Origin of the sequence: Curtobacterium sp. MMLR14_010, assembly GCF_001865015.1 — a bacterium.
GTDB lineage: Bacteria > Actinomycetota > Actinomycetes > Actinomycetales > Microbacteriaceae > Curtobacterium.
This window is the reverse complement of record NZ_MJGV01000002.1, coordinates 99,475-125,804: the sequence shown is the minus strand read 5'-3', so window position 1 is coordinate 125,804 and position 26,330 is coordinate 99,475. Positions and strand designations below refer to the sequence as shown.

Sequence of the window (26,330 nt, the reverse complement as noted above, 5' to 3'; positions counted from 1 at the left end):
TCATCCTCAGACGTTGAGCGGGATCACGATCAGGCCACGGACCGCGCACGGGGAACACGACCCGGCCCCGGGCCGTGACGGATCCGGTTCGCGATCATCGGAGTTCGAGAACCAGATCCGTCAGGTGGCGTCGAGGAAACGGTCGCACCGGCTCCACGCCCCGGACCAGGACCGGGACCGGCACCGGGATCAGGACCGGACGACGCTCACCTCCGGCAGCGGCCGGTCGGTGTCGGCCACGCGGGTGAGCTTCGCCGTGACCGGGGCGAAGAGCTTCGACATCAGCACCCGGTCGGCGACCCGTCGGGCAGCCAGACCGAGTCGGGTCTGCGGGTAGGCGAAGTGCACGATGCCCTTCGGGATGCCCTGGATCTGGTCGACCAGCGGCCGCAGCCACTCGTCGAAGGACACGAACGCCCGATCGAGGTCAGCCTGGGTGAGCGCGTCGCCCCGGTCGACAGCCTGCAGCGACGCGGCGAGCACGTAGCCGCTCGTGAGCGCGAGTGAGGCTCCTCCCCCGCCCATCGGCGTGACGCACCAGGCAGCGTCCCCGATCACGCAGACGCGACCGCGCTGCCACCGCGGCATCCGGATCTGGGTCAGCTCGTCGAGGTACACGTCGTCGGAGTCCGCGAACCCGTCGAGCACACGCTCGGTCTGCCATCCGGCGTCGGCGTACCGGTCCCGGAGCTTCGCGAGCATCGCCGCCCGGTCGAGCCCGACGAGGTCGTCGACCCCGGCGTGCGCCAGGATCGCCCGGGTCGTGCCGTACGGATCGGGACGCAGGTGCACCTGACGCCCACCGACCGCCGTGTACCAGCGCCAACGGTCGTCGTCGGAGGGGATCCTCGGGATCGTCCCGAACACCATCGTCACGCCGAGGTCCCGCTCGTCCACGTCGCCGTCCTCCGTGAAGACCCGGTCGCGCGTCCGCGAGCGCACCCCCTCGGCGATCACGAGCAGGTCGGCGTGCAGGACCCGGCCGGCACTGGTCGTGATCGTCACGCGGTCCGGCACGACGCTCGCGGCACCGTCCTCGACGTCCTGGATCGTCTCGCCGTAGACGAACTGCACCCCGTCGGGGAGGTCGTCGAGGACCACCCGCGCGAAGTCCCCGCGGAGCACCTCGAGCTCGGCGGTGGCCCCGTCCGGACCGTCCGACGGCAGCTCGGTGGTGACGCGTCCGTCGCGGTCGACGAGCACGGTGCCCGTCTCGGTCGTGTTCACCGCCCGGACCGCGTCGACGAGGCCCATCCGGTCGAGCACCTCGCGGGCGACCCCGCGGACGTCGACGTTCTGTCCGCCGTCGCGGAAGGCCGGGGCCCGTTCGACGACGGTGACGTCCCATCCGGTGTGACGGAGCCACCATGCGGCGGACAGGCCTGCGATGCTGGCTCCGGAGATCACTGCGTGCCGTGCGGTCATGCGCTGCTCCTCTGTGCGGGACTGTGCGGGACGGGCTCGCGCTGTCTGCGCCACCCGTCATGCTTTACAGTAAAGACACTACACAGCAAAGGAACCTGGATGCCCGGACTCGATCCCCTGTCCGTCGACTGGGACGACGACCAGGTCACGGTGATGCACCGCCTCCGCGACTGGGCGGTGACGTTCGACGAGCTGAACCGGCACCTGTCGACCTGGATGGACCTGCCGGTGTCGGACGCCAACGCCCTCGGGCAGATCGTCTGGGCGGAGCAGGCCGGCGATCCCCTGTCGCCGGCGCGGCTGGCGCGGCAGATCGGCATGACGTCCGGGGCGACCTCGATCCTGATCGACCGGCTCGAAGCCGCCGGGCACGTCGCCCGTCACCGGGAGAGCACCGACCGACGCCGGGTCTCCCTCCGGCCGACGGACACCGCCCGGGCGGAGAGCGCCCGGTTCCTCGGCTTCGCCGGGTCCGAGATCGCGGAGACCGTCCAGGGCACCGACCCCGCGGAGACCCGTGTCGTGATCGCGTTCCTCGCGCGCATGACCGCCGCAGCTGCAGCCGCGAACGCCCGTCTCACCGCGCAGCCGAGGCCGCCGGCGCCGGACGCGACCCCGGGTCAGACGATGACGTTGGGGGCGAACCGGCAGAAGTAGTCGGTGATCGGCCCGTCGGACTCCCGGATGCCGACGCCGAACGACTCCTGGTCGACGACCCAGGACCCGAGCACGGGGTGGTTCGAGCCCGCGCTGCCGGGGAAGTCGGGCAGCTCGTGGTACTGCTGCCAGACCTGCTCGCCGCCGCGGCCCGGGCGGCGGTACTCCGTGCCGTTCGAGAGCACCGAGCCGTCCGCACGGTGCACGCGGATGCCGTCGCCCTCGCGCCCGAAGACCGGCTTCACGACGTAGTCCGTCATGCCGTTCGGCCCGTCGGTGTACGACGGCAGCAGGTTCTCGTGTCCCGGGTACAGCCGCCACAGTGCGACCAGCAGCAGCTTGTTCGACAGGAACGTCTTCCACGCGGGCTCGTACCAGTGCCCGACGCGCGCGCGGTCGGACACCAGGAAGTCGCCGAACTCCTGGTCCCCCTCGGCCCGGTCGTCCCCGGAGAGCAGGTCCTCCCACGGGTAGAGCTTGAACAGGTTCCGGATCACCGGGTACTGCATGCCAGGGGTGTCCCCCGGCACGGCGAACGTGCTGCGCGAGGACCCCTCGGGCTCCGGCACGCCGACGAACGCGCGCTGCCCGGAGTGCCAGCCGATGTCCTTCATCTCGATGCCGGTGTGCTCCCAGCCGGCCTCGGCGGCGAGGTCGCGCATGTACGCGACCGTGTCCCAGTCCTCGCCGTAGGTGTCGAGGTCCGAGTGCGCGACGAACAGCCGCCCGCCCTCGCCCTCGCGGAGCGACCGGTGCAGCAGGGTCCGCCAGCGCGCGACGAGCGCCTCGTGCAGCCCGTTCCACTGGTCGGCGTCGGCCGCGATGTCCCCGCTGGCGAGCCGGTCGCGGTACCAGTGCCACTGCGTGACCGAGGCCTCGATCAGCCCGGTCGGGGTGTCCCCGTTGTACTCGAGCATCTTCGCCGGGGAGCCGTCGCCGTCGTACGCCAGGTCGAAGCGGGCGTAGACGTCGGGCTGCCCCTGGCCGAGCGACCACCCGGCGAGCTCGAAGGCCTCGTCACTGAGGCCGAGCGTGCCGAGCGCCCCCGACGCCATGTACCGCGCGGCCTCGAGCGACATGCGGTGCAGCTCCTCGGTCTGGCGTTCCAGCGCCTCGACCTCGGGCAGCGTGAAGACGTACGCTGCGCCGTCGTTCCAGTACTCGGCCACGGTGCCGTCGTCCCGGAGCGCCCGCGAGTAGATGAGCCCGGTCTGCTGGATCTTCCGCTCCCAGTCGGGCCGCGGGGCGAACTCGATGCGCTCCATCAGCCGCCGAAGCCCCCCTTGGACCCGGACCCGCCGAAGCCGCCCTTCGACACGGCACCGCCGCGCGAGGACAGCCCGGACTTCGCGGTCTTGCCGGACGGCAGTGCGTCGACGCCACCGGTGGCCTTCGCGCCGACCGCCGGCACCTTCGTCGCGCCGCGGGCCAGCAGCGGGAAGTAGTACCAGCCGGCGTGCCCGCCGTGGTTGTTGCAGTCGTCGTCAGGGAGACGCTTCTGCGTGGAGTTGTCGCGGCAGATCTGCGCGTAGTCCTCCTTGACCCCGCTCCCCTGCCCGCAGCCGGTCAGCGAGGCGGCCAGCGCCGCCACGACCCCGATGGAGACGACGTTGGAGACGCGACGGCGTCGTGGAGTGCTGCTCACGGTGTGGGAGCCTAGGGCATGCCGACGACGTAGGTGGCGGTGAGCCTCCCGGTCAGGGCATGCGGGAAGGTGACGCCGGTGGGCCGGAAGCCGGCCGCCTCGTAGAGCCGCAGGGCCGGGAGGTTGTCGGCGAGCGCGTGCAGGACCACCGCTGGGTGGCCGGCGGCCGCCGCCGCCTCGACGGCGGCGACGAGCAGTGCGCGGCCGACGCCGCGGGCCTGCAGGTCGGGACGCACGGCCAGGAGCGAGAGGTAGGCGGCGTCGGACGGGTCCGTCGGCCGGCCGGTGCCGCGTGCGGTGACGAGCACGAACCCGTCGAGCGGGGAAGACGACCCATCGGGACCAGAAGACGCAGACTCGGACGAACGCGCGGACGCCGACGCAGCCGACGCCACCAGGCACGCCACACGGGGCACCGCGAACTTGGCCTCAGCCCGGACCCGCACCGCGGAGTCCTCGGGCACGCCGTCCCGCGCTGCGACGGCCGCCGTCCAGACGTCGACGCAGGCGGGGTCCTCGTCCGCGGTGGCTGCACGCACGACCACGGACGACTCGATCACCCGGTCAGCCTACGGCCGCCCCACTGGACACCCGGAACCCCGCGCCGCGGTGCTCGTCCGGCAGCCGGTCGCCGCGGCCGTGCAGCTTGTGGCGGAGCGAGCCCTCGACGTACGCGTCCGGGTAGGCACCCCGCGCCCGGAGCTCGGGGACGACGAACTCGATGACGTCCTCCCACGTGCCCGGCGTCACGGCGTAGGCCAGGTTGAACCCGTCGACGTCGGTCTGCTCCTGGATCTCCTGCAGCTGCGTGGCGATCGTGGCCCCGCCGCCGACGGCCACGGGACCGAGTCCGCCGATGGCCGTGTGCCGGGCGAGGTCGCGGATGGTCCACGAGGAGCCGTCCGACCCGGTCGCCGCGGAGATGTTCGCCGCCGCCGACTGGATCGCGTTCGAGTCGACCTGCCCGAGCGGCTCGTCGAGGTCCCACTGCGACAGGTCGACGCCCATCCAGCCCGAGTTCAGCACGAGCGCGCCGAGCTCGGACGCGTACGACAGGTAGTCCTCGTACTTCGCCTGCGCGAGCTCGTCGGTGGCGTCCGTGATCACCGTCAGCAGCGTGTAGACCTTCGCCGCGTACCGGTCACGCCCAGCCGCTTCGAGGGCGTCCCGGATCTTCGTCACCGTCGCCGTGAGCTGGGGCAGGGTGGGCGCCCCGACGAAGACCGCCTCAGCGTTCTCGGCCGCGAACGCGATGCCCCGCGGCGAGGCCCCGGCCTGGTAGATCACCGGCGTGCGCTGCACCGACGGCTCCGACAGGTGGATGCCCGGCACGTCGAAGTGCTCGCCGTGGTGTTCGATCGGGTGCACCTTCGACGGGTCGGTGAACACACCGGTCTCGCGGTCCTCGACGACGGCGTCGTCCTCCCACGAGCCCTCCCACAGCTTGTAGAGCACCTCGAGGTACTCGTCGGCGACGTCGTACCGGTCGTCGTGGCTCAGCTGGTCGGTCTGGCCCATGTTCCGCGCGGCGCTCGGCAGGTACCCGGTGACGACGTTCCAGCCGACGCGGCCCTTGGTGAGGTGGTCGAGCGTCGAGACCCGCCGCGCGAAGGGGTAGGGGTGCTCGTAGGCGGTGCCGGCGGTGATGCCGAACCCGAGGTGCTCGGTCACCGAGGCCATCGCGGACACGAGCAGGATCGGGTCGTTCACGGGCACCTGCGACCCGGTGCGGAGCGCGGCCTCGTTCGACCCGCCGTACACGTCGTAGGTACCGAGGACGTCGGCGATGAAGATGCCGTCGAACGCCCCGCGCTCCAGCGTCTTCGCCAGGTCCGTCCAGTACGTCAGGTCGCGGTAGTCCCTGGACCGGTCGCGCGGGTGGCGCCACAGCCCCGAGGACTGGTGGGCGACGCAGTTCATGTCGAATGCGTTGAAGCGGATCTGCCGGGTGGGGTTCGTCGTGTCCGTCACGAGCGCGACGCTACGACCGCTCCCCGCGTCCGTCACGTGACGTGACGAAGGATGACGGGAGGCTCGGCTCGCCTCCGCCGTGGATTCGTCGCGACGAATCCCGCTGATCAGGCATTTCCCGGTCGGAGGCTCGTCATCCGGATGGCAGGATCGTTCCGTCCCGAGACGATGGCGTCCCGCATCCCCCCGTCCCGGAAGGTTCCCCATGTCGTTCTGGGCCCTGTTCCTCATCGCGCTCGGCGTCTCCGCCGACGCCTTCGCCGTCGCGCTCGGCAAGGGCCTGCACATGCGGCGGTTCGACGTCCGGCACGCCGTCGTCATCGCTGTCGCCTTCGGTGTCTTCCAGGCCGGCATGCCCCTCGTCGGGTGGCTGCTCGGCACCACGTTCGCGCAGTACATCGCCGGGGTGGACCACTGGGTGGCCTTCGGGCTGCTCGCGCTCGTCGGCGGCAAGATGCTCTGGGAGGCCATCCGCGGGGGTCAGGACGACGCGGAGGACACCGACCGCCTGCCGGTCCGCGAGCTCCTCGTGCTCTCCCTCGCCACGAGCATCGACGCCCTCGCCGTCGGGGTGACGCTGGCCTTCCTGCCGGTGTCCATCGGCTGGGCGGTGCTGCTCATCGGCATCACGACCGCCGTGCTCTCGTTCGTCGGCGTGGTCGTCGGCCGGCGCGTCGGTGCGCGGTTCGGGCGTCCGGCGGAGGTCGTCGGCGGGGTGGTCCTCATCCTGATCGGCGTGCAGATCGTGCTCGAGCACACCGGCGTCCTCGGTGCCGTCGGGGCTGCCGGCCCCGTCGGCTGATCGACCGCACTGTGCAGGTCAGGAGATCGATCTGCCGACCGACCAATCCGATCCGGCGACCACTCCGAACACCTCCTCGGATGCCGCACGATCACCCGAAGACCGTGCTGCAGCAGCGGCTCACTCACCCTGAATCGTGAGTCGCCCGTGGGAGCCCGACAGCGTCGTCGGGTCCTGCGTCCCTCCGGACGATCCGATGCGAGGCGGGACCGGCCACGAGCCTCCCGTCCGCACTCACCGCGTGGGGAACCGGACCTCCGCCTGCGCGCCTCCGGTGGGCCGGTTCGCGAGCCGGACGGACCCGCCGCCCCGCTCCGCCGTCGCCCGGACCAGTGCCAGGCCGAGCCCGCTGCCGCCGAGCCCCGAGCGACGGGCCGGGTCAGCGCGGGTGAACCGGTCGAAGGCCCGCGGGAGGAACGCCTCCGCGATGCCGGGGCCGTCGTCGAGGACCCGCAGCACCAGGTCGTGCGTGTCGTCCTGCAGGAGCGTGATCCGCACGACGACGGCGGCACCACCCGCGGCGACCGCGTTGGCGACGAGGTTGTCGGCCACGCGTGCGAACGCTGCCGATCCGACCGGATACTGCTCCCCGGGTGCCGGGACGTCGACCACGAAGTCGATGTCCGCGCCAGGGCCCGCGAGGGTGCGCATCCGGTCAACGGACCCCATCAGCTCGGTCACCAGGTCGGCGGCTGGTGTCTCCGGCGGCCGGCCCTGCTCGTCGAGCCGACTGAGTTCGAGCATCGTGTTCGCCAGGGCGACGAGCCGTCCGGCGTCGACCTCCGCCGCGTCGAGTTCGCGCTCGAGGGCGTCGGCGTCACCGGAGGCCCGATGCGCGAGTTCGAGCCGCGCGGTGAGGGCGGCGAGCGGCGTCCGGAGCTCGTGGCTCGCGTCGGCGATCATCCGCTGCTCGCGGGCGGTGTTCTCCCGCTGCCGGTCGATGAAGGCGTTCAGGGTGCGCGCGAGCTCGGCCACCTCGTCCTGGGACGACCCGATCGGCAGGTGCCCGCCGACGGCCCCGGTGCTCAGCAGCTCGGCGGTTCGGCGCATCCGCGACACGGGACGCAGCGCGAGCGTCGTCAGCAGCCAGGCCGTGCCAGCGAAGGCCGCGAGCGCCAGCAGCGTGCCGATCGCCAGGGACCGGTCGACGCTGGCGACCGTCTCCTCACCGGCGCGGCCGTCGTGCGCCGCCCAGACGACGTACGTCCCGCGGTCGTTCGTCACCGGGGTGCCGATGACCGTCGCCACCCGGCGCTCCGTGTGCAGCCGCAGGGTGACCGTACGGTCGGGGATGCCCGGCGGCAGCACGGGTCGGAGGTCCTCGGGCAGGGAGTCCGTGATCCAGCGGCCGCCCTCGGTCCTGATGCCGACCAGGACGTCGGCGGCGGGGACGTCCGGCGGCTCCTCCGGGTCCTGACGCAGGTCCGCGACGAAGGCCGCGGCGTCCCCGGCGGCGAGCGACCGGTCCGCCTCGAGCGTGGCGTGCTCGATCTGCTCGTGCAGGACGACGGCGACCCCAGACAGGACGACGGCGCCGATCACGACGCTGCCGAGCGTGATGCGCGCCCGGATCGACAGCCACCGGAACGGGGTCACGGGGTGCCCTCGACGTCGAGGGCGTACCCGACGCCGCGGACGGTGCGGATGACGAGGTCCGCGCCGGAGGCCTGGAGCTTCTTCCGCACGTAGCTGACGTACTGGTCGACGATCGTCGGGTCGAAGTGCTCGGCGCTCCCCCAGACCTCCTCGAGGACCTCGGTGCGTGACCGGGGCAGCGGCGAGCCCTGGATGAGGAAGCGCAGCAGGGAGAACTCCTTCACGCTGAGCGGCAGGTCCCTGCCGCGGACGGACGCCCGGACCGCGACGACGTCGAGGCGCACGACGCCGGCCTGCACGACCGTGGCCGAGCCGGCAGCGCGCCGTCGCAGCTGCGCCCGGATGCGTGCGTTCAGCTCCGCGATGGCGAACGGCTTCGTCAGGTAGTCGTCCGCGCCGGAGTCCAGGCCGAACACGCGGTCGTCGACGGCGTCCCTGGCGGTCACGAGGATGACGGGCAGGTCCTGCCCCGCCTCGCGGAGGCGACGGCACACCTCGAACCCGGTCATGTCCGGCAGCATCACGTCGATCGCGGCGGCGTCGAAGGCCCCGGTGACGCCCTGTCTGAGTGCCGTGGCGCCGTCGAGCACGAGGGTCACCGCGTGCCCCTCGTTCGTCAGGCCTCGCTCGACCAGGGCACCCATCTCCGGGTCGTCCTCCACCACCAGGATCGCCGCCACGGTCAGACCACGCCGCCGGTCCGCGACGGACGCCGGACGTCGCGCTGGTCGCTGACGAGGGTCGGTGCGGGTCGGGGCATCCGCTCAGCCAACCAGCATCGCGCCCCGGCGTTCGTGTGAACTCTCGAGTGATGCCACCCCGGCCGACCGTGCACGGCGGGGTTACCGTCTGCCCCATGACCGTTCCCTCCACCCGGGCCGCCGTGCGCGACGACGTCCGCGTCGCCGCTGGTCCTCGTCGCGCCTTCGCGGTCCTCGTGGGGCTGACCGTCCTGTTCGTGTTCCTGCAGTCACTCACCGCCGGGGAGTTCATCTCCGACGGGCTGTCGCAGGGCGCGAGGGAGGTCTGGACGGACGCCCACGGCCTGATCGCCTACCCCGTCATGGTGTTCGCGCTCGCCGCCGCGGTCGTCGGTGTGCTCCGCCTGCGCGAGGCCAGGGGTGCTGTCGTCGGCGCGGTGGCGCTGTTCGTCCTCGCCGTCGTCCAGTGGCTGCTCGGCCACTGCATCACCACGCTCGGCTGGGACTGGGTCACCCCGTGGCACGTCGTCCTCGCGTTCGTCGTCTACGGACTCTCGATCTGGCTCTCGGTGCGCTCGGCAGCGCTCCGACGAGGCCGCTAGGACCCGCGGTGCCCGAGCGCGTTCCCCCCTCTCGCTCGGGCACCGTGTGGTCAGCACCCGCTCTGCCCTAGCTGAGCGGTGTGCGTGAGCCGGTGGGGCGGAGGACCCGAACCCGCCCCACCGGCACTGAACGATGGGCACAGCGGCGAAACACCGTCGTCCCTACGGTCGCGACATGACCATCGACACCAGCCGCGTCCTCCGGGTCCTGGGCGGCATCGCCCTGACCGCGACGACGCTCCTCAGCACGCCCACCGGTTCGTGCCCGGGTACGACGACGGCCGGGCACCTACGGCGTGTGGACGATCGCGGAGGTCCACCACCCGGCCGGTGGACAGCTGCTGCAGCACGACCACGCCGCCATGACCGTGGAGCCGCTCGACGGCCGACGCATCGAGGACGTCGTCGGCGGCCAGCGGATCGCCTTCGACGCCCCGGTGCCCGACGCCGTCCACCTCTTCGAGTACCCGCGCGAACGCACGAACGCGCCCGACCGCCCCTACGGCGGCCAGCACCTCGTCATGAGCACCGGCCCGACCGTCGAGGGCCCCTTCGACCGGGTCGGCACCAGGAGCGACATGTCCCGCGGCGTCAGCGGGGGCCCCGTCTTCGCGGACTTCGACCCGGCGACGGGGACCGGCACCCAGATCGCGGTGGTCTCCGGCCACGCCTGCGAGGAGCACGACGACGACGGCTGCACCCGGGAGTCACTCGAGACGTCAGGTGTCCGCTTCGGCGCCGAGGCGCGCCGCGTCCACGAGGCGGCCGCCAGCCGGTGACCCGGCCGAGTGCCGGACTGGAGGCTCGTGGCGGCGCCGCCACGAGCCTCCTGTCCGCTGGGCACCAGCCCTGGTACCCTCCGACGCACAGGAGGCACCATGCACATCCTCATGATCATCGCCAGGGCGCTCGCCGCCGCGCTCGTGTCCGCAGCGAAGACGCTCGGTGGCATGAGCGGTGCGCACACGCACGACCTGGAGTCCCAGCGGGCGCTGTACGTGCAGCGGGACGAGTACCGGCCGTAGCCGCGCGGCGAGGCCGGGCGCACGGGACGCCTCGTGCGCTGTGCCCGGCGGCGAGACACCGGCGTCTCGATGCGCTGCGTCCCCGAGACGCCGGCGTCTCACGATGAGACACCGGCGTCCACGCGAGACACCTCGCTGCGCGCGAGACGCCGCGGTTTTCGGCGGCGTCTCGGCCACGTCGAGGCGTCTCAGCGAGACACCGGCGTCCCGCAACCCAGGCTCAGCGAGACACCGGCGTCTCGCGATGAGACACCGGCGTCCACGCGAGACACCTCGTCGGACGCGAGACGCCGAGGTTTTCGACGGCGTCTCGGCCACGTCGGGGCGTCTCAGCGAGACACCGGCGTCTCGCTACACAGCCTCCCCGAGACACCGGCGTCTCGCGATCAGACGCCGGCGTCTGCGCGAGACACCTCGCTGCGCGCGAGACACCGCGGTTTTCGGCGGCGTCTCGGCCACGTCGGGGCGTCTCAGTCAGACACCGGCGTCTCGCCGCGCTGATTCTCCGAGACCCCCACGCCCGGGCCGCGCTCAGCTGACGGGGAAGCGCTCCGCCCCCGCCTGCGCCGACGTCACCAGATCGTCACCGGCCAGGGACTGGTCCGTCCCGAGTGCGGCCACCCAGCGGTCCGTCGTCGCGACGGAGGCGAAGTTCGAGTGCAGCACCGCCATCAGCGTGCGGTGCACGGTCTCGGCGTCGGCCTGCCCGGCGGCGTTCGCGATGCTGATCGCACCCGTGGCGTCCGAGAGCACCTCGACCGCGATGGCGTGGGTCTCCGCCTCCGCCGCGCTCGCGATGATGCAGTTGTTCGTCATGTAGCCGACCAGGGTGATGGTGTCGACGTCCCGCTCCCGGAGCCAGGCGAGCAGGTCGGTCCCGGCGAACACCGAGCCGAACTGCTTCGTGACGCGCTTCCAGTCGTCCTGCCGACGGGACTGCACGTCGGGGTGCAGCGCGTACTCGGGGGTGGTCGGGTTGAACACCGGCGCGGTGGGGCCGCCGGAGTGCTGCACGACGACGACGGGGACGCCGGCCTCGGTCGCGGCGTCGATGGCTGCAGTGATCCGCGGCAGGGACTCGGTGTGGGCGGGGTACTGGATCTCGAGGGGTCCGGAGAAGTACTGCTGCTGGACGTCGACGAGGACGAGGGCGCGGTTCGGGTTGGTCATGCCACCAGCCTGCACCCCGGACGGGAGGCGCGTGGCGGCGCCGCCACGAGCCTCCCGTCCGGTGGTGGGTCGCGTCAGCGGGCCGCGCTCGCCTCGCGCACGGCGGCTTCCGCCGCCACCCAGGCGAGCATCCCGCACTTCACGCGCATGACGAACTTCGAGACGCCGTGGAAGGCGACGAGGTCCTCGAGGACGTCCTCGTCGGGCTCCCCCACGCCGCGGGAGCGCATCATCATGCGGAACGCCTCGGTCAGCGTGAGCAGCTCGGGGACGGTCCGGCCGACCGCCATGTCGGTGAGCACGGAGGCCGAGGCCATCGAGATCGAGCAGCCGTCCCCCTGCCAGGCGAGGCCGGCGACGCGGTCGGTGCCGGGCTCGAGCCGGACGCTGACGGTGATCTCGTCGCCGCAGGTGGGGTTCCGCTCGAAGTGCGACGCGTCGGCGTCGGGCAGGTCGCCGTCGCCGTGCCGGGCCTTGGCGTGGTCGAGGATGACCTGCTGGTACAGGCTGTCGAGGCTGTTCACGCGGTGGCTCCGAAGTAGGCGCGGATCTCGCTGACCGCCTGCACGAAGCGGTCGACGTCCTGGTCGGTCGTGTAGACGTAGGTGCTCGCCCGGCTGGTGGCGGTCAGGCCGAGCCGTCGGTGCAGCGGCTGGGCGCAGTGGTGGCCGGAGCGGACGGCGATCCCCTGCGCGTCGAGGTACTGGGCGACGTCGTGCGCGTGCACCCCGTCGACGTCGAACGACACCAGGCCGGAGCGCGGGACCCCGGCGGCGGGACCGACGACGGAGATGCCGGGGACGGCGGCCAGGCCCGTGAGCATGCGCTCGGCGAGGTGCTCCTCGTGCACCCGGACGCGCTCCATGCCGATGCCCTGCAGGTAGCGGACGGCCTCGGCGAGCGCCACGGCCTGGGACACGGGCTGCGTGCCAGCCTCGAAGCGCTCGGGCGCCGGCATGAACTCGGTGTGCTCCATCGTCACCGTGGTGATCATCGAGCCGCCGGTGCGGAACGGGGGCAGCGCGTCGAGGAGCTCCTGGCGTCCCCACAACACGCCGATGCCGTTCGGGCCGAGCATCTTGTGCCCGGAGAACGCCGCGAAGTCGACGCCGAGCTGCTGCACGTCGACGGGGCGGTGCGGCGCCGACTGGCAGGCGTCGAGGACGACGAGGGCGCCGTGGGCGTGTGCGGCCGCCACGATCTCGGCCACGGGCGCGATCATGCCGGTGACGTTCGAGACGTGGGCGAACGCGACGACGGCGGTCCGGTCGGAGATCAGCGCGAGGGCGTCGGCGGCGCTCCAGCAGCCGTCGTCGTCGACAGGTACGAACCGGAGGGTCGCGCCGGTCGCGGCCGCGAGCTCCTGCCACGGCACGAGGTTGGCGTGGTGCTCGGCCTCGGTCACCAGGACCTCGTCGCCAGGGCCGATGCGGAAGCGTTCGGCTGCGGCTCCCCCGCGCCCGCGGCTGGCGTTCGCGATGCCGTACGACACCAGGTTGAGCGCGTCCGTGGCGTTCGCGGTCCAGACGACCTCGCTCGGGCTCGCCGCGTGGACGAAGCCGGCGACGGTGGCGCGGGCGTCCTCGTACGCGTCGGTGCTCAGCGCGGCGAGGGTGTGCGCGCCCCGGTGCACCGCGGCGTTGTCGTGCTCGAGGAAGCGCCGTTCGGCGTCGAGCACCTGACGCGGGCGTTCGGCCGTGGCGCCGGAGTCGAGGTACGCGAGCGGGTGGCCGTTCACCTCCTGCTGCAGGATCGGGAAGTCGGCCTTGATCCGCTCGACCTCGTCGGTGGTGAGCGGCTGGTCTGGTGCCTCGATCGTCACGGCGCTGGTTCCTCCTGCTGTCGTCGGGGACAACCGACCCATCGTCCCCGTTGTTCCACCAGGAGTCCAGCCGGACGCAGGACGGGCCGGGCTCAGGCGCCCGGACGCAGGACGGCCCCGGTCCGCGCGTGCGGTCCGGGGCCGTCCGTGACGTCGAGTCGTGTCACTCGTTCCCGAGGTGCTTGTCCGCGGTGTCGCGCGCGCCCTCGATCTTGTCGTCGTACTTGCCGCCGGTGGCCTTCTTCACGGCGTCGGCGACGCCGTCGAGCACCTTGTCGCTGACGCCCTCGGCCTTCTCGCTCTTCAGGGCGTCCTGGACCTTGCCGTCCTTCAGGAACGCCTGGGCCTTCTTGGTGATGTCGTCGAACCCCGCCATGTCCGTGCCTCTCGTGTCTGGCGGGACTCCAGCGCCCCGCCGCGTGCAGCCGATGGTAGGCCGGTCGTCCGGATCGTGCGCACGCGTCGGTCTGGCGCCGGTCTGGCGCCGTCAGACCATCTGCGCGCTGCGTCGGCGGGCCAGCACGTAGCTGACGGCGACCGACCCGCTGACCGCGAGCAGCGACGGGATCAGGATGTCCGTGCCCTGCTGGGTGAACTCGACGACGAGCACCAGCGCGGTGAAGGGCGCCCGCATCGTGGTCGCGAGGAACGCGGCCGCGCCGATGAACGCGAACGACACCAGGCTCGGGCCGTCCGCGGGCCACATCATCGCCCAGGCCCCACCGAGGAAGCCGCCGAACGCCGCGCCGATGGCGATGGACGGCGTGAGCGTGCCACCGACCGCTCCGGCACCGATCGTCGCCGCCGTGGTGATGGTCCTGGTGATGCCGAGGACGAGCAGCAGCACGATGGGCACCATGCCGATCACGGTGCCGTCGTCGAGCCCCGTGTTCATCGCCGTCACCGCGAGGGCACGACCGTTGCCGAGGATCTCGGGGAAGGGCACGGCGATCAGTCCGACCATCGCGAACACGAGCGGCAGCAGCACGAGCAGGTGCCAGCCCTTCGGCGCGATGCCCTGCAGCCGGTTCGTCAGCTTCACGAACGCCACCCCGGCGAATCCGAGCACGGGGCCGACCACCACCGCCCAGACGAGCAGCGACGGCGAGAGGTGCGTCGTGGGCACGTGGTAGAGCACCTCGTCGGGGATCACCAGGCGGGCGACCCCGGCTGCGACGGCACTCGTGACGAACGCCGGCAGCGCGGTGGCGAAGGTGAGCTCGCCGAGCAGGACTTCGACGGCGAACAGGGCGCCGCCGAGCGGGACGTCGTAGACCGCGGCGAGACCGGCGGCCGCGCCGCAGGCGACGAGGATCTTCGTCTCGCGGGCGGACAGCCCGGCGCGGGCCGTCACGACCTGCGCCAGCCAGGCGCCGACCTCGCGCGGCGCGACCTCTTTCCCGATGGAGGCGCCGAGCCCGACGGCGAGGATCTGGACGCCCGCGTTCGCCAGCGTCGCGAGCGGGGGCATCCGCTTCCCGTCCACCGCCGCGGGGACCGAGACGACCGGACGCCCCCACCGCCGGAGCGCCCACCAGGCGAACGCCGTGAGCAGACCGGCCGCGGTGACCGCGATGAACCGGGTCAGCGCGGAGGGGGTGTCCGCCGCCTCGAGGTGCCCACCGAAGGCATGTCCGAAGGCGACGAACTGGATCAGCTGCAGGGCGAGCCACACGGCGATCCCGGCGACACCACCCCCGACACCGACGAGTGCGGTGACGACCCCGAGCTTGAGTGCCCAGCCGGACGTCGTACGAGCGGTGTTCGGCATGGCGACGACCCTATCGGCCGTCATGAACACCCCCGGGTCCTCAGAACCAGCGCTTCACCTTGAAGACGACGAACAGCGCCGCGGCGAAGACGACCATCGCGAGGACCGCGAGCGGGTAGCCCCACGTCCAGGTGAGCTCGGGCATGTGCGTGAAGTTCATGCCGTAGATCGCGGCGATGAGCGTCGGCGCGAACAGGATGGCCGCCCAGCCGGAGATCTTCTTCGTGTCGTCGTTCTGCTTCTGCGCCGCCAGGGTCGCGTCGACCGTCAGCGCGTTCTGCAGCAGCTGCCGGAAGGTGTCCACCCGTTCCACCGTGCGGATCGCGTGGTCGAGCACGTCGCGGTAGCGCCGCTGCATCTCCACGGGCAGGTGGTACTTCTCGGCGCCGCGGTGGATGTTCTCGATCATGTGGATGAGCGGTCGCGCTGCCCGCTGGAAGTCGACGACCTCGCCGAACAGCTCGTAGATGCGGCGGGACACCCCGGGGACGCCGGCGAAGAGCTGGTCCTCGATCTGGTTGATGTCCTCCTCGAGCCCCTCGGTGACCGGGCGGTAGTCGTCGACGATCGTGTCCATGAGCGCCCAGAGCTGCGCCTGCGACCCCGCCGTGACCAGGCCCGGCTTGCCGCTCATCCGCTGCAGGGCCCGCGGCACGACGTTGCGTCCCCGCGGATCGGCCTGCACGACGGCGAGGAAGAAGTCGTCGCCGACGAAGGCGTGCACCTCGCCGAACTCGACCTCCTCGCGGCGGTCGTTGTACAGCGCCGGCTTGAGGACCGCGAACAGCGTCGACCCGTAGCGCTCGAGCTTCGGCCGCTGGTGCCCCTCGGCGGAGTCCTCCACCGCGAGCTCGTGCAGGCCCAGGGCGACCGCGACGTCCCCGAGCTCGACCGGGTCGGGCTGGTACAGGACGATGCAGACGGTGGCCCCCTGCTCCCGCATCATCCGGAAGCTGTCGTCGAGTGAGGGACTCGCGATCGGGGCGATGCGATCGATGTACACGGTGTTGAGCTCGACGGTCACGTGCTCAACCTACGCACCCGCGGGGGCACGCTCGCGCTCAGGCGGTGGAATCGCGCGTCCGGAGCGTGAACGTCCGACCAGCAACGCGCGTTCGCGCTCCCCACGGCACCCGGTGTGGGTCGGAACGGGCGTGGCGAACGCGCACCGAGCCTCCCGGCCGGCTCCTGCTGCCTGGGTGTCGGCTGCGCACCGGGGCCGACCCGGGGCCTAGCGTGCAGGTCGACAGCATGCTGACGAAAGGGAAGACACCATGCGATGGTTCCGGAAGATCGTGATCGCGGCCAGTGCCGTCATCGCCGTGGTGGGCTCGTTCATCGGGTCCGGCGCTGCCGGTGGCACGCCGATCCAGGACGCCGCCGGTGGGGCGCTGTCCGCGTCCTCGACGGCGATCGCTCCCGGCGGGCCCGCGTTCGGCATCTGGAGCGTCATCTACGTCGGGCTCATCGCGTTCGCGGTCTGGCAGTTCCTGCCCCGCCGCGCCGACCAGGCCCGCCACGACCGGCTCGCCGTGCCCGCGACGTTGTCCCTGCTGCTCAACGCGGCGTGGATCCTGTCCGTGCAGTTCGGGTTCCTCTGGGCCAGCGAGCCGATCATCGTCGCGCTGCTCGGGGTGCTCGTCTGGGCGTTCGTGGTCCTGCGGCGCACGAGGCCGTCGGGCATCGTCGAGGCGATCGTCACCGACGGCACGTTCGGCCTCTACCTCGGGTGGGTGTGCGTGGCGACGGCGGCGAACACGGCCGCGGTGCTGACGGCGGCCGGCTTCCGCGGGTTCGGTCTCGGGCAGGACGTCTGGGGCGTGGGCGTGGCGCTCGTCGCCGGGCTCGTCGGGGTCCTCGTGGCGATCGGCGGACGAGGCCGGCTCTCCCCGGCCGTCTCCCTCGGCTGGGGTCTGGCGTGGGTCGCGGTCGCGCGGCTCGACGGGCCGCTCGTCTCCGTGCCGACGGCGGTCGCGGCGATCGTGGCCGCGGGCGCCGCGGTGGTCGTCACCCTCGTGGTGCGGGCCCGTGCGGGCTGGTCGGCCGCGCGCGCGGCGGGCGCTGCCCGCGTGAGCTGACGCGGGCCGGGCGAGCTGACGCGGGCCGGCCGGGCTGCTCGCGCGGCTGCTCGTGTGCGGCCTCCGCCCGCGTGAGGCTGCCCGCGTGAGGCCGCCGCCCGCGGCCGCACGCACCCACGCACCCGACGAAAGCGACACCGGGCGTGCGGAAGCGCCGCGCACTCCCCCGGCCCGTGTCGCTCGATGTGCCCGCATGGAGCGGCCCGCGACGAATGCGACACCGGGTGTGCGGAAGCGCCGCGCGATCGCACCGACGGTGTTGCTTCCGCCGGTCGGTCGTGCCCGCAGCGCACCAACCGCACGCACGCCTCGCCAGGCTCAGCGCGCGGCGGCGACCAGGCCGTGGGCGGCAGCGACGGACTCGTTCGTGACGCGGCCATCGTGCACGTTGAGCCCGCGGGCGAGGGCCGCGTCGGACTCCATCGCCGCCGCCCACCCCTGGTCCGCGATCGCGAGCGCGTAGGGCAGCGTCGCGTTCGTCAGCGCGATCGTGGAGGTGCGCGGCACCGCTCCTGGCATGTTCGCCACGCAGTAGTAGACGGCGTCGTGCACGGCGAAGGTGGGGTCGTCGTGGGTGGTCGGCCGCGAGCCCTCGAAGCACCCGCCCTGGTCGATCGCGATGTCGACGAGCACGGACCCCGGGCGCATGTCGGCGACCATCGCGTCGGTGACGAGCTTGGGCGCCGATGCCCCGGGGATGAGCACGGACCCGATCACCAGGTCGGCCTCGCGCAGCGCCGACGCGATCGCGTGGGACGAGGACCGCAGCGTGGTGATGCGGCCGTCGAACCGGGCGTCGAGGGCGCGCAGCCGCGGCAGGCTGATGTCGAACACGGTGACCTCGGCACCGAGCCCGAGCGCCATGGCCGCGGCGTGTTCCCCCGCGACGCCCCCGCCGATGACCACGACGCGGCCCTTCGGCGTGCCAGGCACCCCGCCGAGCAGCAGCCCGCGGCCGCCGTTCGCACGCATCAGGTGGTTCGCGCCGACCTGGGCGGACAGCCGCCCGGCGATCTCGGACATCGGTGACAGCAGCGGCAACGAGCGGTCGGGCAGCTGCACGGTCTCGTACGCGATCGCCGTCGCACCGGAGGCCGTCAGGGCGGTGGTCAGCGCCCGGTCGGCCGCGAGGTGCAGGTACGTGAAGAGCACCTGGCCCGGGCGGATCGAGTCGTACTCCGAGGCAACCGGCTCCTTGACCTTGAGCACGAGCTCGGCGTCCGCCCAGACCTCCGCTGCACCGGGCACGATCGTGGCCCCGGCGGCGACGTACTCGGCGTCCGGGAAGGACGAGCCGTCACCGGCACCGGCCTGCACGAGCACCTGGTGCCCGTGGGACGTGAGCTCGCCGACGCCCGCCGGGGTGACGGCGACGCGGAACTCGTTGTTCTTGATCTCGGTGGGGACGCCGATGCGCATGGCGGACTCCTTCGTGGGCGATGCGCGGGGTGTCCGCGCTGACCCCACCATCCAGCCACTCACGTGTGTCCGGCGGGTGACAGCCGAACATCTGGATGATCCTGCGCCGATCCGTGCGCCACGATTCGAACAGCCCCCGGAGACGCCCGGAGCGATCAGCCCCTGCTGCGGAGCGACTCGCTCGGCAGCTCGCCGAAGCGCACCCGGTACGCGGCCGAGAAGCGACCGAGGTGTCCGAAGCCCCACGCCCGAGCGATCTCGGCGACCGAGACCTCGTCGCGGTCGGCACGACGGAGCTCCGCGTGGGCGCCGTCGAGCCGCACCTGGCGCAGCAGCTCCCCCGGCGTCTGGTCGAGGTGCCGTCGGAGGGACTGCTGGAGTCCCCGCGGGCTGAGACCGGCGGCCATGGCGATCTCCGGCGTGCCGATGGCCTCTGCCGCATGGGCGTGCACGAACTCGAGTGCACGGCGGAGCCGCTCGTGCTCCGGCCCGGTGCCGGCCACCGATGCCCGCCAGACCTCGCGGCGGGGGAAGGCGGTCAGTGCCGCGCGGGCGAAGGACTCGGCGATGTCCCGGCGCGCGACGGTGCCGAGCTCGGTGCCGCGGTCGAGCCAGGTCGAGGAGTTGCGGCGGACGACGTCCTGCCACACCCGGACACCCTCGGTCGACGGCCGCTGCAGTGGTTCGAACGCGAAGTCCGGGTCCCCGGCCAGGGCCGTCACGAAGCGGCGGTCGAGCTGCACCATGTTGAGGGCGATGTCGCGGTGGTGCATCTCCCAGATGTCGCCGACGGGCATGACGACGGGCACACCGGGCTGCAGGTCGACGTGCTCACCGCGGTGGGAGAACGAGGTCGAGCCGGACCGCAGCCAGATCACGTGGAACTCGTCGTCGGTGCGGCTCTCGCCACGGAAGTCGACGGCGGCACGGACGGTCCTGAGCGACATGCGCTCGTCGCCGACCCCGGAGAAGTCCCACGGCGTGTGCCGGGACGTGCGCCGGACGACGGGCGAGCGGAGGTCGTAGCCCTCGGAGAAGAAGGCGACGGCGTGGTCGATGTCGGTGCCGGCGATGCGGCGGAACCAGCGAGCGCCGGGACGCTCTTGCCCGCCGGCGACCGGGTGGTCGCTGGCCAGGGGCGAGTGCCCACCGGCCACCACCGGGCTGCCACCGGCCACGGGGGACGTGGGAGGGGTGCCGAGCATCGTGGCCGTCGGCCGGGTTTCCGTGGAGAGCACCATGCTCGAGAACGTATCCACGACCACCGACAAACGAGCACGCCAGCCGGACCACCAGGACCACCAGGACCACCAGGACGGCCCACAGCGTCAGTTCTGCAGGATCGCCTGCCCGATGCTCTCGTCGAGGATCAGGTCCGTCACGAGCCCCGCCGCGAGCGCCCCGCGGAGCGACGCGGCCTTGCCCCGCCCGGCGACGACACAGATCCGTCGCGGCGCCCGCTTGATGGTGTCGAGGTCGGGGGCGCCGGCGCGGGCGTTCAGGCCGATGTCCCGCCACGACCCGTCCGCGCGGTAGAACACGGTCGAGACGTCGCCGACGACACCGGCGCGGGTGAGCTCCTCGCGGTCGGCGGGGTCGAGGTACCCGCCGGAGTAGACGTGCGAGGGCACCGGGGCCTGCGGCGCGCCGACGCCGAACACGACGACGTCCATCCGCTCGTGCAGGTCGAGCACGCGGCGGATCGACCGTTCGCGGAACAGGGCCTCCTTCGTCGCGGGGTCGTCGAAGAACGCGGGCACGGGGAACTGCTGCACGAGGGCGCCGTACGCCTCGCCGAACCGCCGGAGGATCTCGGACGCGTAGACGATGCCGGTCGTGCGGGTGTTCGCGGCACCGTTCACCTGCACGACGGTGGACCCGTGCGTGGTCTTCGGCACGAGGAACCGGCTGACGGCGCTCACGGTCGAGCCCCACGACAGGCCGATCACCATGTTCGACTCGATGTACTGCGTCAGGATCCGCGCCGCCGACAACGCGACCCGCTCCAGGCGGTCGACGTCGCTCGTGTGGTCGGGCACCGGCACGACGTGCGCGTGCACCCCGAACCGCGCCCGGATGTTCCGGCTGAGCGCCGCAGCCTGGTCCAGGGGCGATCGGATCTGGATGTCGACGAGCCCGGTGTCCCTGGCGTGCTTGAGCAGCCGCGAGACCGACGACCGGGACGTTCCGAGCTCGTCCGCGATGGCGTCCATCGTCAGGTCCTGCAGGTAGTACAGGTGCGCGGCGCGCAGCGCCTGCTGCGTCCGCATCGGCTGCCCGGCGTCACTCATGGACCCAACCATGCACGGACGTGCACGGCCTCTGCAACCGCGGTCGAGCCTCCAGTCCGTGTCACCGGGCGCATCCACAGACGTGCTGCACGTTCGTGCACGCGAGTTGCCCGGACTTCTCAGCGGGCGCACGATCGATGGAGACCACCGGAACCGACCCCAGAAAGCGACGCGTACGCACATGTCGAAGACGACGCAGCCCCGACGCACGGTGACCGACCTCACCGAGCGCCCGAACGCACAGGTCCTCATCGTGGGTGGCGGCATCAACGGCATCGCCGCGTTCCGCGACCTCGCTCTGCAGGGCGTCGACGTCGCGCTCGTCGAGCGTGGCGACTACGCCTCCGGCGCCTCCGCGGCGTCGAGCCACATGATCCACGGCGGCATCCGCTACCTCGAGAACGGCGAGTTCCGCCTCGTCCGCGAGAGCGTGCAGGAGCGCAACGGCCTGATCCGCATCGCCCCGCACTACGTCAAGCCGCTGCAGACGACGATGCCGATCTTCTCGACGTTCTCCGGCATCATGAACGCCCCGCTGCGCATGCTGACGCACAAGCAGCGCTCCACGAAGGAACGCGGCGCGATGCTCATCAAGATCGGCATGACGATCTACGACTCCTTCTCCCGCGACGGCGGCTCGGTCCCGAAGCACGTCTTCCGCACGAAGAAGGCGGCGCTGGCGGACATGCCGGCCCTCAACAAGGACCTGAAGTACACGGGCACCTACTACGACGCCTCGGTGCACGAGCCGGAGCGCCTGGCGCTCGACGTCCTCAAGGACGGCCTGGCCGCCGGCACCGGGACCGGCTCCGCCGCGACCGCCCGTGCGACCAACTACGTCGAGGCCGTCGGCACCCGCGACGGCGGCGTCCTGCTCCGCGACCGTGAGACCGGCGAGGAGTTCGCCGTCACGGCGGACGTCGTGATCAACGCCTCCGGGCCGTGGACCGACCTCACGAACCAGGCGTTCGGCGGCGAGACGAAGTTCATGGGCGGCACCAAGGGCTCGCACATCGTCGTGCACAACGACGAGCTCCTCGAGGCCACCAAGGGCCGCGAGCTGTTCTTCGAGAACGACGACGGACGCATCGTCCTGATCTACCCGCTCAAGGGCCGCGTCCTCATCGGCACCACCGACATCGACGCCGATCCGTCGAAGCCGGTCGTGACCACCGACGAGGAGATCGACTACTTCTTCGGGCTCGTCAAGCACGTGTTCCCGCAGATCGACGTCACCCGCGACCACATCGTCTACAGCTACTCCGGCATCCGCCCGCTCCCCCGTCACGAGGACACCGCCCCCGGCTTCGTCTCCCGCGACTACCGCATCGTGGACACCACGATCCCGGGGCTCGGGAAGACGACCGTGCTGTCGCTCGTCGGCGGCAAGTGGACGACCTTCCGCGCCCTCGCCGCGCACCTGTCGACCGAGGCCACGCAGAAGCTCGGCATGCCCCGCAAGGTCGACACGACCGGCATGCCGATCGGCGGCGGCAAGGAGTTCCCGACCACGGACGCCCAGCGCGCCCTGTGGGTCAAGTCGCACCGCGACGGGCTCGACACCGAGCTGGTCGAGGGTCTGCTGCAGCGCTACGGTACCCGTGCCGCCGAGGTCGTGGACGTCCTCACCGACGGACCGGTCGAGCCGCTCGAGTCCGACGCGGGCCTCACCCGTGCCGAGGTGGCCTACTTCGCCCAGCACGAGCACGCCGTGCACCTGATCGACGTGGTGCTGCGTCGCACGAACCTCGCGTTCGTCGGCGGGGTCACGATCGACCTGCTCGACGAGCTGGCCGACGTCCTCGCCGGTGTCCTCGGCTGGGACACCGAGCAGCGCGCGGACGAGGTCCAGCACACGCTCGACGTCCTGCGCGAGTCGCACGGCGTGGTCGTGCCCCTGACCGCGTCGGCGGCGCACGCCTGATCACAGCCCAGTGACGGACTGGAGGCTCGGTGCCAGCTGGTACCGAGCCTCCAGTCGTTCTGTGGCCGGGTCGCGGACGCTCGCCGCTCGCCGCTCGCCCCTCGCTGTCGCTAGAACTGCTCGCCGGTCGGGTCCTGCGCGGTCCGGTCGATGAGGTCGTCGCCACCGAGTGGTTCGCCCTCCCAGTCGACCAGGCGCCAGCCGTCGGCGGTCGAGCCCTCGAGCTCGACGACGCCCGTGTTCTCGAGGTGCCGCCGCGAGCCGAGGTCGTGCGGCACGTTCTGCGCCGTCGTCGCGGCCCAGATCCGGATCGCGGCACCGTGGCTGAACACGGCGACGACGTCCGCGCCGCTCGCCTCGACCTGGGCGACGGCGTCGTCGTAGCGCTCGAAGAAGTCCTCGCCGGTCTCGGCGCCGGGCATGCGGGCCTCGCGCTCCCCGGACGCCCAGGCGTAGCACGTGGCGAGGTAGCGCTGCACGGAGGTCTGGTCGCGCTGGCCCTGCAGGTCGCCGGCCTCGATCTCGCGGAGGCCCGGCAGCACCACGGGCTCGAGGCCGAGCGCATCCGCCAGCGGCGCCGCGGTCAGCTGCGTCCGGAGCATCGACGACACGAAGACCCGCTCGATGCCGCGATCGGCGAGGGCTGTCGGCAGCGCCTGGGCCTGCTGCTGCCCGAGCTCGGTGAGTCCGGGTCCTGGGACCTCGGCGTCGAGGACGCCGGTCACGTTGGCGGGGGTCTGGCCGTGGCGGATGAGCAGCAGTCGCATGCAGCCACCCTACGGATGGCGGGCGCTCCGGTCCCGGCCGCCCCAGCGCGTTGCGACATCATCGAGGTCGTACGACGACGACGATGTCGCGCGGGTGGTCCGCTCGGACGCGCCTCCACCGGCCGCCCCCTACGATCGGGCCATGGCGATCGAACCCGACACGAAGAACTGGACCTGGGTCATCGAGACCCCGTGCGCCGACTGCGGCTACGACGGCAGCGCGACGACGATCCGCGACGTGCCCGGCATCGTCGAGGCGAACGCGACCGGGTGGCCCGCCGCACTCACCCGCGAGGACGCCCGCCAGCGCCCGGACGAGGACACCTGGTCGACGCTCGAGTACGCCGCCCACGTGCGGGACGTGCACGCGAAGATGACCGAGCGCCTCACGCTGATGCTCACCGAGGACGCCCCGACCTTCCCGAACTGGGAGCAGGACGCCACCGCCATCGAGGACCGCTACGCCGAGCAGGACCCCGCCACCGTGGCCCGCGAGCTCGGCGCCGCTGCCCACCGCGCCGCGAAGGCCTTCGACGACGTCCGCGACGACCAGCTCGAGCGCACCGGGCTCCGTTCGGACGGCAGCACCTTCACGGTCGCGACGCTCGCCGTGTACTACGCGCACGACCCGGTGCACCACCTCTGGGACGTCCGCCAGACCCACGCCGACCGGATGTAGGCCGGAGCGCCGACCGGACGCGGGCCGGAGCGCCGACCCGACGCAGGCCGCGCCGCGTCAGGCCAGCGCGTCGAGCAGCGCCCGTGCCGTCGCCGCGTCCGACACGAGTTCGTTGACGAGCCCACCGCGGACGGCGCCGATGATGCTCGGCACCTTCGCCTCGCCCACGGCCACCCCGACGGCGTGCGGCACGGCGGCGAGGACCTCACGGGACGTCCGCACCATCCGGTCGCTCCCCGGGAACTCGATGGGCGAGCCGTCGGGCGCGTAGAAGTTCAGGCAGACGTCGCCGGCGGCCAGGTCGAACGCGCGGTCCTCGACGGGGATGCCCCGTGCCAGGGCGTCCCGCGTCGGGGTCGGCGCACCGATGCCGAGCACGGCGCCCTTCGCCCGACCCCACAGGCCGATGACGTGCTGGAACGCGGGGTCCTCGTCGAGCGACGCCCGCATCGCCTCGGACGGCAGCGCCTGCGCGAACAGGAACGCCGGGATCGCGCCCGAGTGCTCGGCGGCCGTCCTGGTGATCTCGTTCGTCTGGAACCACGGCATCGGGTCCGCCTGACCGCCGACGGTCGGGACGAGCTGCACGCCCGGCAGCTGCGGCATGCCCCCGCGGGCGACGTCGTACACGGTCCGACCCGAGGACATCAGCACCGCGTCACCGGGGACCAGCGCCATGTCCTCCACCGCGGCGGCGAGCGGGACGGCGAGGTCGGCGCCGAGCGTCGTGGTGTGCGTCACCGCTGCGAGGTGCACCGCGTGCAGCCCCAGCACGACCTGCAGCCGTTCGGCCAGCGCGACGGTCTCGTCCTGGAACGGGTCGACGACCTCGATCCGCACGAGTCCGGCGCGGCGGGCCTCGGCGACCAGACGCGAGACGGTCGGGCGCGAGACCCCGAGCCGTGCGGCGATCTCGACCTGGGTGGCGTCCTCGAGGTAGTACATCCGCGCCGCCTGGTACACCGTGTCGAGCGGGAACCGACTGCGCGCGGAGTCCGGGGCGGGCATCTCGTCGGACATGCTGCGATCGTAACGCCCCCTGCGTCCAGAAATTGTGTTCTGGACATCTGTTCTGGTCGGTGTACAGTCGAGGTCGAACCACTGCTGACCAATGGAGGACACAGCGCATGTCGACGACGACGGACACCACCACCCCTACGGACCCCACGGCGTCCGAGATCCCTGCGACGATGCGGGCGGTCGTGGTCCACGGCCCCGGGGACTACCGCCTCGAGACCCGACCCGTGCCCACCCCAGGACCCGGGGAGCTCCTGCTCCGCACCGACGCCGTCGGGATCTGCGCCTCGGACCTGAAGTGCTACCACGGCGCCGCGAAGTTCTGGGGAGACCAGAACCGGCCAGCGTGGGCCGAGACGAACCGGATCCCCGGACACGAGTTCGTCGGCACGGTCATCGCCGGCGACGACACCGCCCTCGCCAAGCGGAAGCTGGCCCTCGGGGACCGGATCGCGTGCGAGCAGATCGTGCCCTGCTGGGAGTGCCGCTACTGCCTCGAGGGCGCGTACTGGATGTGCGCCGTGCACGACATGTTCGGCTTCAAGGGCTACGACGGCGCCATGGCCGAGTACGTCCTCGTCCCCGCCAAGGCCCTCACCCACCCCGTCTCCGCTGACCTCCCCGGACAGGTCGCCGCGTTCGCCGAACCCCTCTCCTGCGCCTTCCACGCCGTCGAACGCGCCGACATCAAGTTCGGCGACACCGTCGTCATCGCCGGCGCCGGCCCCATCGGCCTCTCCGCCATCGCCGGAGCCCGCCAGAAGAACCCCCTGCGGATCATCGCCCTCGACGTCCTCGACACCAAACTCGACCTCGCGAAAGCCGTCGGCGCGGACCTCACCATCAACATCGCCACCCACGACGCCGTGCAGATCATCAAGGACCTCACCGACGGGTACGGCGCCGACGTCTACATCGAAGCCACCGGCCACCCCTCAGCCGTCCCACAAGGCCTGAACCTGCTCCGC

At 72.1% G+C, this 26,330-nt stretch carries 27 protein-coding genes; 9 read left to right on the top strand and 18 right to left on the bottom strand.

The features are described 5' to 3' along the window. Nucleotides 1-189: 189 nt before the first annotated feature. Nucleotides 190-1,425: an FAD-dependent monooxygenase gene (locus BIU98_RS00675; RefSeq protein ID WP_071269734.1), complete on the bottom strand. Its 1,236-nt coding sequence runs from the start codon at nucleotides 1,423-1,425 to the stop codon at nucleotides 190-192. A 99-nt stretch (nucleotides 1,426-1,524) separates the two neighbouring features. Between BIU98_RS00675 and BIU98_RS00670 the strand changes: the two genes are divergently transcribed. After that, on the top strand, nucleotides 1,525-2,082 hold the full coding sequence (locus BIU98_RS00670; protein WP_071269731.1) for a MarR family winged helix-turn-helix transcriptional regulator: 558 nt from the start codon (nucleotides 1,525-1,527) through the stop codon (nucleotides 2,080-2,082). Here the strand turns inward: BIU98_RS00670 and BIU98_RS00665 are convergent. Genes BIU98_RS00665 through BIU98_RS00650 form a run of 4 tightly spaced genes read right to left on the bottom strand, consistent with a single transcriptional unit; the run spans nucleotide 2,046 to nucleotide 5,698 of the window. Beyond that, a complete protein-coding gene (locus BIU98_RS00665) occupies nucleotides 2,046-3,347 on the bottom strand; it encodes a glutathionylspermidine synthase family protein (protein ID WP_071269728.1) in 1,302 nt (433 codons plus the stop codon). The two genes, BIU98_RS00670 and BIU98_RS00665, sit on opposite strands and share 37 nt — an antisense overlap. Next, entirely contained in the window at nucleotides 3,347-3,727 is a 381-nt protein-coding gene (locus BIU98_RS00660) for a tRNA-dihydrouridine synthase (protein ID WP_071269725.1), read from the bottom strand. Before BIU98_RS00660 ends, BIU98_RS00665 begins: the two co-directional genes overlap by 1 nt. A gap of 11 nt (nucleotides 3,728-3,738) precedes the next feature. Next, entirely contained in the window at nucleotides 3,739-4,287 is a 549-nt protein-coding gene (locus tag BIU98_RS00655) for an N-acetyltransferase (RefSeq protein ID WP_071269722.1), read from the bottom strand. 4 nt (nucleotides 4,288-4,291) lie between these two features. After that, entirely contained in the window at nucleotides 4,292-5,698 is a 1,407-nt protein-coding gene (locus BIU98_RS00650) for an LLM class flavin-dependent oxidoreductase (protein ID WP_302847958.1), read from the bottom strand. A 205-nt stretch (nucleotides 5,699-5,903) separates the two neighbouring features. Between BIU98_RS00650 and BIU98_RS00645 the strand changes: the two genes are divergently transcribed. Beyond that, nucleotides 5,904-6,500 carry a manganese efflux pump MntP family protein gene (locus BIU98_RS00645; protein ID WP_071269719.1) on the top strand — a complete coding sequence of 199 codons (597 nt, stop codon included), beginning with the start codon at nucleotides 5,904-5,906 and terminating at the stop codon, nucleotides 6,498-6,500. Nucleotides 6,501-6,734: 234 nt separating this feature from the next. Here the strand turns inward: BIU98_RS00645 and BIU98_RS00640 are convergent, their stop codons facing one another. Both BIU98_RS00640 and BIU98_RS00635 read right to left on the bottom strand, forming a co-directional pair. Then, entirely contained in the window at nucleotides 6,735-8,096 is a 1,362-nt protein-coding gene (locus BIU98_RS00640) for a HAMP domain-containing sensor histidine kinase (protein ID WP_083392840.1), read from the bottom strand. Then, the gene (locus tag BIU98_RS00635; RefSeq protein ID WP_139200487.1) at nucleotides 8,093-8,776 is read right to left on the bottom strand and encodes a response regulator transcription factor; all 684 of its coding nucleotides are present in this window, start codon (nucleotides 8,774-8,776) and stop codon (nucleotides 8,093-8,095) included. Before BIU98_RS00635 ends, BIU98_RS00640 begins: the two co-directional genes overlap by 4 nt. A gap of 176 nt (nucleotides 8,777-8,952) precedes the next feature. On the opposite strand from BIU98_RS00635, the gene BIU98_RS00630 reads away from it, so the two are divergent. The 3 genes from BIU98_RS00630 to BIU98_RS19205 all read left to right on the top strand — a co-directional run bounded on the left by BIU98_RS00630 (nucleotide 8,953) and on the right by BIU98_RS19205 (nucleotide 10,424). Next, nucleotides 8,953-9,399, top strand: coding sequence for a hypothetical protein (locus tag BIU98_RS00630; protein ID WP_071269716.1), 447 nt, complete (start codon nucleotides 8,953-8,955; stop codon nucleotides 9,397-9,399). A gap of 296 nt (nucleotides 9,400-9,695) precedes the next feature. Next, nucleotides 9,696-10,178, top strand: a complete 483-nt coding sequence (locus BIU98_RS00625) for a hypothetical protein (RefSeq protein WP_071269713.1) — start codon at nucleotides 9,696-9,698, stop codon at nucleotides 10,176-10,178. A gap of 99 nt (nucleotides 10,179-10,277) precedes the next feature. After that, a complete protein-coding gene (locus BIU98_RS19205) occupies nucleotides 10,278-10,424 on the top strand; it encodes a hypothetical protein (protein WP_175481249.1) in 147 nt (48 codons plus the stop codon). A gap of 531 nt (nucleotides 10,425-10,955) precedes the next feature. Here the strand turns inward: BIU98_RS19205 and BIU98_RS00620 are convergent. The 6 genes from BIU98_RS00620 to BIU98_RS00595 form a co-directional block, all read right to left on the bottom strand. Continuing rightward, a complete protein-coding gene (locus BIU98_RS00620; RefSeq protein WP_071269710.1) occupies nucleotides 10,956-11,594 on the bottom strand; it encodes an isochorismatase family protein in 639 nt (212 codons plus the stop codon). Between the two features lie 74 nt (nucleotides 11,595-11,668). Continuing rightward, entirely contained in the window at nucleotides 11,669-12,118 is a 450-nt protein-coding gene (sufU, locus tag BIU98_RS00615) for a Fe-S cluster assembly sulfur transfer protein SufU (protein WP_071269707.1), read from the bottom strand. Further along, on the bottom strand, nucleotides 12,115-13,410 hold the full coding sequence (locus tag BIU98_RS00610) for an aminotransferase class V-fold PLP-dependent enzyme (RefSeq protein WP_071270483.1): 1,296 nt from the start codon (nucleotides 13,408-13,410) through the stop codon (nucleotides 12,115-12,117). Before BIU98_RS00610 ends, sufU begins: the two co-directional genes overlap by 4 nt. A 169-nt stretch (nucleotides 13,411-13,579) precedes the next feature. Then, nucleotides 13,580-13,792, bottom strand: a complete 213-nt coding sequence (locus tag BIU98_RS00605) for an Rv0909 family putative TA system antitoxin (protein WP_071269705.1) — start codon at nucleotides 13,790-13,792, stop codon at nucleotides 13,580-13,582. A gap of 111 nt (nucleotides 13,793-13,903) precedes the next feature. Next, the gene (locus BIU98_RS00600) at nucleotides 13,904-15,187 is read right to left on the bottom strand and encodes a chloride channel protein (protein ID WP_083392869.1); all 1,284 of its coding nucleotides are present in this window, start codon (nucleotides 15,185-15,187) and stop codon (nucleotides 13,904-13,906) included. 40 nt (nucleotides 15,188-15,227) lie between these two features. Then, nucleotides 15,228-16,211, bottom strand: a complete 984-nt coding sequence (locus BIU98_RS00595; RefSeq protein ID WP_071269702.1) for a magnesium and cobalt transport protein CorA — start codon at nucleotides 16,209-16,211, stop codon at nucleotides 15,228-15,230. A 250-nt stretch (nucleotides 16,212-16,461) separates the two neighbouring features. Here BIU98_RS00595 and BIU98_RS00590 point away from each other — a divergent pair, with 250 nt between their 5' ends. Beyond that, nucleotides 16,462-17,265, top strand: coding sequence for a tryptophan-rich sensory protein (locus tag BIU98_RS00590; RefSeq protein WP_071269699.1), 804 nt, complete (start codon nucleotides 16,462-16,464; stop codon nucleotides 17,263-17,265). 318 nt (nucleotides 17,266-17,583) lie between these two features. On the opposite strand, the gene ald is transcribed toward BIU98_RS00590, so the two are convergent. The 3 genes from ald to BIU98_RS00575 form a co-directional block, all read right to left on the bottom strand. Next, the gene (gene ald / locus BIU98_RS00585; protein WP_071269696.1) at nucleotides 17,584-18,684 is read right to left on the bottom strand and encodes an alanine dehydrogenase; all 1,101 of its coding nucleotides are present in this window, start codon (nucleotides 18,682-18,684) and stop codon (nucleotides 17,584-17,586) included. Between the two features lie 155 nt (nucleotides 18,685-18,839). Further along, a complete protein-coding gene (locus BIU98_RS00580) occupies nucleotides 18,840-19,925 on the bottom strand; it encodes an AraC family transcriptional regulator (RefSeq protein WP_071269691.1) in 1,086 nt (361 codons plus the stop codon). An 87-nt stretch (nucleotides 19,926-20,012) separates the two neighbouring features. Further along, nucleotides 20,013-20,975: a sugar-binding transcriptional regulator gene (locus tag BIU98_RS00575; protein ID WP_071269685.1), complete on the bottom strand. Its 963-nt coding sequence runs from the start codon at nucleotides 20,973-20,975 to the stop codon at nucleotides 20,013-20,015. Nucleotides 20,976-21,156: 181 nt separating this feature from the next. On the opposite strand from BIU98_RS00575, the gene BIU98_RS00570 reads away from it, so the two are divergent. Next, entirely contained in the window at nucleotides 21,157-22,899 is a 1,743-nt protein-coding gene (locus tag BIU98_RS00570) for a glycerol-3-phosphate dehydrogenase/oxidase (RefSeq protein ID WP_071269682.1), read from the top strand. 110 nt (nucleotides 22,900-23,009) lie between these two features. Here BIU98_RS00570 and BIU98_RS00565 read toward each other — a convergent pair whose 3' ends face one another. Then, complete coding sequence (locus BIU98_RS00565) at nucleotides 23,010-23,666, bottom strand: histidine phosphatase family protein (RefSeq protein ID WP_071269679.1); 657 nt, start codon at nucleotides 23,664-23,666, stop codon at nucleotides 23,010-23,012. 142 nt (nucleotides 23,667-23,808) lie between these two features. On the opposite strand from BIU98_RS00565, the gene BIU98_RS00560 reads away from it, so the two are divergent. Then, complete coding sequence (locus BIU98_RS00560) at nucleotides 23,809-24,345, top strand: DinB family protein (protein ID WP_071269676.1); 537 nt, start codon at nucleotides 23,809-23,811, stop codon at nucleotides 24,343-24,345. A gap of 57 nt (nucleotides 24,346-24,402) precedes the next feature. On the opposite strand, the gene BIU98_RS00555 is transcribed toward BIU98_RS00560, so the two are convergent. Further along, nucleotides 24,403-25,365, bottom strand: coding sequence for a sugar-binding transcriptional regulator (locus BIU98_RS00555; protein ID WP_071269673.1), 963 nt, complete (start codon nucleotides 25,363-25,365; stop codon nucleotides 24,403-24,405). A 107-nt stretch (nucleotides 25,366-25,472) separates the two neighbouring features. Between BIU98_RS00555 and BIU98_RS00550 the strand changes: the two genes are divergently transcribed. After that, the coding region (locus BIU98_RS00550; protein WP_071269670.1) for an alcohol dehydrogenase catalytic domain-containing protein at nucleotides 25,473-26,330 on the top strand (858 nt) is incomplete at its 3' end.

Bases quoted from the DNA above. Each gene is read 5' to 3' on its own strand.
- BIU98_RS00665 (WP_071269728.1), bottom strand. From the start codon at position 3,347: ATGGAGCGCATCGAGTTCGCCCCGCGGCCCGACTGGGAGCGGAAGATC.
- BIU98_RS00645 (WP_071269719.1), top strand. From the start codon at position 5,904: ATGTCGTTCTGGGCCCTGTTCCTCATCGCGCTCGGCGTCTCCGCCGAC.
- BIU98_RS00605 (WP_071269705.1), bottom strand. From the start codon at position 13,792: ATGGCGGGGTTCGACGACATCACCAAGAAGGCCCAGGCGTTCCTGAAG.
- BIU98_RS00570 (WP_071269682.1), top strand. From the start codon at position 21,157: ATGTCGAAGACGACGCAGCCCCGACGCACGGTGACCGACCTCACCGAG.
- BIU98_RS00670 (WP_071269731.1), top strand. From the start codon at position 1,525: ATGCCCGGACTCGATCCCCTGTCCGTCGACTGGGACGACGACCAGGTC.
- BIU98_RS00580 (WP_071269691.1), bottom strand. From the start codon at position 19,925: ATGGTGCTCTCCACGGAAACCCGGCCGACGGCCACGATGCTCGGCACC.
- BIU98_RS00620 (WP_071269710.1), bottom strand. From the start codon at position 11,594: ATGACCAACCCGAACCGCGCCCTCGTCCTCGTCGACGTCCAGCAGCAG.
- ald (WP_071269696.1), bottom strand. From the start codon at position 18,684: ATGCGCATCGGCGTCCCCACCGAGATCAAGAACAACGAGTTCCGCGTC.
- BIU98_RS00575 (WP_071269685.1), bottom strand. From the start codon at position 20,975: ATGAGTGACGCCGGGCAGCCGATGCGGACGCAGCAGGCGCTGCGCGCC.
- BIU98_RS00675 (WP_071269734.1), bottom strand. From the start codon at position 1,425: ATGACCGCACGGCACGCAGTGATCTCCGGAGCCAGCATCGCAGGCCTG.
- BIU98_RS00555 (WP_071269673.1), bottom strand. From the start codon at position 25,365: ATGTCCGACGAGATGCCCGCCCCGGACTCCGCGCGCAGTCGGTTCCCG.
- BIU98_RS00590 (WP_071269699.1), top strand. From the start codon at position 16,462: ATGCGATGGTTCCGGAAGATCGTGATCGCGGCCAGTGCCGTCATCGCC.
- BIU98_RS00560 (WP_071269676.1), top strand. From the start codon at position 23,809: ATGGCGATCGAACCCGACACGAAGAACTGGACCTGGGTCATCGAGACC.
- BIU98_RS00565 (WP_071269679.1), bottom strand. From the start codon at position 23,666: ATGCGACTGCTGCTCATCCGCCACGGCCAGACCCCCGCCAACGTGACC.
- BIU98_RS19205 (WP_175481249.1), top strand. From the start codon at position 10,278: ATGCACATCCTCATGATCATCGCCAGGGCGCTCGCCGCCGCGCTCGTG.
- BIU98_RS00600 (WP_083392869.1), bottom strand. From the start codon at position 15,187: ATGCCGAACACCGCTCGTACGACGTCCGGCTGGGCACTCAAGCTCGGG.
- BIU98_RS00630 (WP_071269716.1), top strand. From the start codon at position 8,953: ATGACCGTTCCCTCCACCCGGGCCGCCGTGCGCGACGACGTCCGCGTC.